The 3,600-nt window shown below is 70.4% G+C and carries 4 protein-coding genes; 1 reads left to right on the forward strand and 3 read right to left on the reverse strand.

Features of this window, described 5'->3' with window-relative positions; genetic code table 11:
- On the forward strand, window positions 1-596 hold a 596-nt coding region (locus tag VFS34_00845; GenBank protein ID HET9792977.1), incomplete at its 5' end, for a hypothetical protein.
- Window positions 597-654: 58 nt separating this feature from the next.
- Here the strand turns inward: VFS34_00845 and lipB are convergent.
- The 3 genes from lipB to VFS34_00860 all read right to left on the reverse strand — a co-directional run.
- Window positions 655-1,308 carry a lipoyl(octanoyl) transferase LipB gene (gene lipB / locus VFS34_00850; GenBank protein HET9792978.1) on the reverse strand — a complete coding sequence of 218 codons (654 nt, stop codon included), beginning with the start codon at window positions 1,306-1,308 and terminating at the stop codon, window positions 655-657.
- Entirely contained in the window at window positions 1,305-2,555 is a 1,251-nt protein-coding gene (locus VFS34_00855; protein HET9792979.1) for a hypothetical protein, read from the reverse strand. Before VFS34_00855 ends, lipB begins: the two co-directional genes overlap by 4 nt.
- Before the next feature lie 10 nt (window positions 2,556-2,565).
- Window positions 2,566-3,600: dihydrolipoamide acetyltransferase family protein (locus VFS34_00860; GenBank protein HET9792980.1), on the reverse strand; the 1,035-nt coding region annotated here is incomplete at its 5' end.

Consider the following 3,600-nt stretch of genomic DNA (forward strand, 5'->3'; position numbering starts at 1 on the left):
TCACGAGAAACGACGGCGCCGACTTCCTCTCGGCGGTCGCGGCGTTCCCCGGGAACGTCGGCGGCTTCGAGGTGGTCTACACGGGCTCCTCCGAGGGAAGCATCCAGGTGTCGTCGAACATCGACCCGACATGCGCTCCGCCGGGACCCTGCGTCGCGACGTGGTCGGCCATCGACGACCCGTCGATTCTTCCGAACCGCTTCGTGACCGAAATGGAGGTGGACGGGGCGGACGCGACCGGCAACACGGCGTACGCCACGTTTTCCGGCTTCAACGCCAACACTCCTTTGCGGCCCGGCCACGTCTTCAAGACGACCAACGGTCTCTCCGGCGCGGCGACGTGGACGGACATTTCCGGGGACCTGCCCGACGTTCCGGCCAACTGCATCGCGCTCGACCCGACGACCGGCACGATCTACGTGGGGACCGACATCGGCGTCTTCCAGTCGACCAACGGAGGAGCGAACTGGCTCTATGACAACGATTCGTTCCCGACCGTCGCCGTCTTCGGCCTCGACCGGAATCCGACCACGGGCCAGATCGTCGCGGCGACCCACGGACGAGGGATGTTCGAGCTCGTTCCGCCGGGACCCTGACCCGGGCTGTTCGCGGGCATCTGCGGGGCGGCCTTCGGGCCGCCCTTTTTTTTACCGGCTAGCGGATCCGGTCGCGGCCGAAAACGGCGAGGAACTCGGGGACGTAGGCCCGCGCGACGTCTTCGACGGCGGGGCGGCGCCCCGTGACCCGTTCGATCGACGTGACGCCTCCGTCCGTGATGCCGCACGGAACGATCCCGAGGAAGTGGGTGAGATCCGTCGTGACGTTGAGGGCGAACCCGTGCGTCGTGATCCACCGGGCGATGTGGACGCCGATCGCCGCGATCTTGTCGTTGCCGACCCACACGGACGTCACGCGATCGGGGAGCGGGCTCCTCGTCCCCTCGATCCCGTAGAGCGCGAGGACCCGGATCAGCGTCTCTTCGAGATCGCGGACGTAGCGGCGGACGTCTCTCCGGTCGGGGGAGAGGTCGAGGATCGGGTATCCGACCAGCTGGCCGGGCCCGTGGTACGTGACCTTGCCGCCCCGATCCGCGTCGTACACCCCGATCCCGAGCTCCTCGCGGCGTTCCGGCGTGAAGAGGATGTCGCGGCGGGAGGAGTTCCGCCCGAGCGTGAAGACGGGGTCGTGTTCGAGGAGCAGGAGCGCCTCTTCCCCCGTCTCGGCGCAGCGCCGGGCCGCCTCCGTCTGGAGAGCGAGCCCGTCTCCGTATTCGACGCGTCCCAGCCATCGAACCGAGACGGGTTTCACGGCCGCGCCCGGAAGGGAACGGCGGCGGCCGAGGCGGCGTAGACGAGGAGTGCCGGGTCCCAGAAGACGATGCGGTACCGGATCGCCACGATGGTCGAGACGTGGACGATCGCCGTGAGGACGAGGATCGCGGCGGAGGCGGCGGCGAGGCCGCGCCGGGCCGAGAAGAGCCATCCCGCGGCGGCGGCCGCGGCGAGCGCGGGATAGGCGGCCGACGAGAGGAAGACGAGGGCGCGGGAGTGGAAACGCGGATCCACCCACGGCCGGAACCAGTCGACGGTCTTCCGGAGGAGGAGCTCGGCTTCTTCCCGGGGATGCGCGCCGATCCACGCGACCGCCGCGCGGGTGAAGGCGCGGGCCCGGACGGCGGGATTCGGGCTGCCCGCGCCGGGGATCTCCGCGGGCCAGCGAGCGAGGTCCCGGCCGAATTCGCCCACCCATTCGTCGGTCTCCGCCCGGCTCCGCGCACGGTAGTAAGCCTCCGCCGAGGGGGAATTCCCCTGCCAGAAGACGAACGCGCCGCCGTCGCTGACGGGAAGCACGGCATGGAAGCGGACGGCGTTCCGGACCGTCCACGGCAGGAGAACGACGCCGAACCCGAACAGCGCGGATGCCGCGAGCGCCCTCCGGACGGCGAAAGGAAACCGGCGGTCGAAGAGGGGGGCCGCGAGGAGAATGCCGAGCGGGAGGACCGAAGGGCGCGTGAGCGCCGCGAGAGCGAGCGCGCCGCCGGCGAACAGGGCGCAGCCGGACGACGGGCGATCCACCGAGACCAGCAGCAGGAATCCCGCGACCAGGAGGAGAACGAGGCAGAGCGGCTCGCTCTGCGGATCCACGCCGAGGACGAGAAAGGGAGGGTAGACCGCGGCGGCGAAGCCCGCGATCCGGGCGGCCGGGAGGGACTGCGCCACGCGGCCCGCGATCGAGGCCAGCACGAGGGCCGCGAGAGCGCCGAGCACGGCGTTCGCCGCGCGATCGCCGACGATCCACGCGGGATGACCCCATGTCGAGAGCGCCAGGAACGCCGGGTAGCCGGGAGGACGGAAGATCGCCAGATCCGTCCAGGCCGGATAGGTTCCCGTCTTCCAGAGCGCCTCCGCGGCCCGGATGTAGGCCGCCGAGTCGCCGAACCGGGGAACACGCGCCGCGAGGAGCGCCGCCGCCGCCCCGCGGGCCGCCAGCGCGAGGGCGAAGAGCGCGAGCTTTTCCCGGCGGGGAAGCGAGATCGCGGCGGCGCTTTCCGTCACGGAGATCCGATCACGCGAGCGAGAAGCTGCCGGCCTCCAGCGTCGTCTTGATCTCCGCCATGAACTGGTCGGCAACCGCTCCGTCGATCAGCCGATGGTCGAAGGAGAGCGCGAGATACCCCATCGTGCGCACGGCGAGCGCATCGTTCCCCGCCGCGTCCTCGACGACGACCGGCCGCTTCTCGATCGCCCCCACTCCCAGGATCGCGACCTGGGGCTGCACGATGATCGGAGTGCCGAACAGCGAGCCGTACACTCCCGGGTTCGTCACCGTGAACGTTCCTCCGGAGACTTCCTCGGGCTTGAGCTTCTTCGAGCGGGCGCGGTCGGCCAGGTCGTTGGCGGCGCGAGCGAGGCCGAGGATCGATTTCTCGTCCGCGTTCTTGATGACCGGAACGATCAGCCCCCAGTCGAGCGCGACCGCCATCCCGAGATGGATGTCGCGGTGATAGACGATCTCCTCCCCGTCGATCGAGGCGTTGAGCTCGGGGAATTTCTTGAGAGCCGAGGTGAGCGCCTGGAAGATGAACGGCATGTAGGTGAGCTTCACGCCGTTGGCCTCGAGGAACGCGGCCTTGTTCTCGCGGCGGAGCTTCTCGACGGCGGTGTAGTCGATCGAGAAGACGGTCGCCACGTGGGCGGACGTCCGGCGCGATTCGACCATCCGCTCGGCGATCTTCCGGCGCATGACCGACATCGGGACGATCTCGTCGCGGTCGCCGCGCGGCACGGCCGCGCCGGCGCCGCCCGGGGCGGGAACCGCCGCGGGGCGCGAGGGCGCCGTCTCCGGTTTCGGCGCGCTCTTCCGGTTGTCGATGAACGAGAGGATGTCGTTCTTCGTGACCCTGCCGGCGATCCCGGTCCCCTCGACTTCGGCGATCGAGACGGCGTTGTCCTGCGCGATCTTCCGCACGAGCGGCGAAGACCGGGTCCGAACCCGCTCTTCGAACGTGGCCGCGGCGGAAGGCGCCGGCGCGGCCGGGGCGGCCGCGGGGCGCGCGGGGGCCGGCGCCGCGCTCTCTTTTTCGCGGGGCGTTTCCGGCCG

The organism is Thermoanaerobaculia bacterium (assembly GCA_035717485.1).
Classification (GTDB): Bacteria; Acidobacteriota; Thermoanaerobaculia; order UBA5066; family DATFVB01; genus DATFVB01.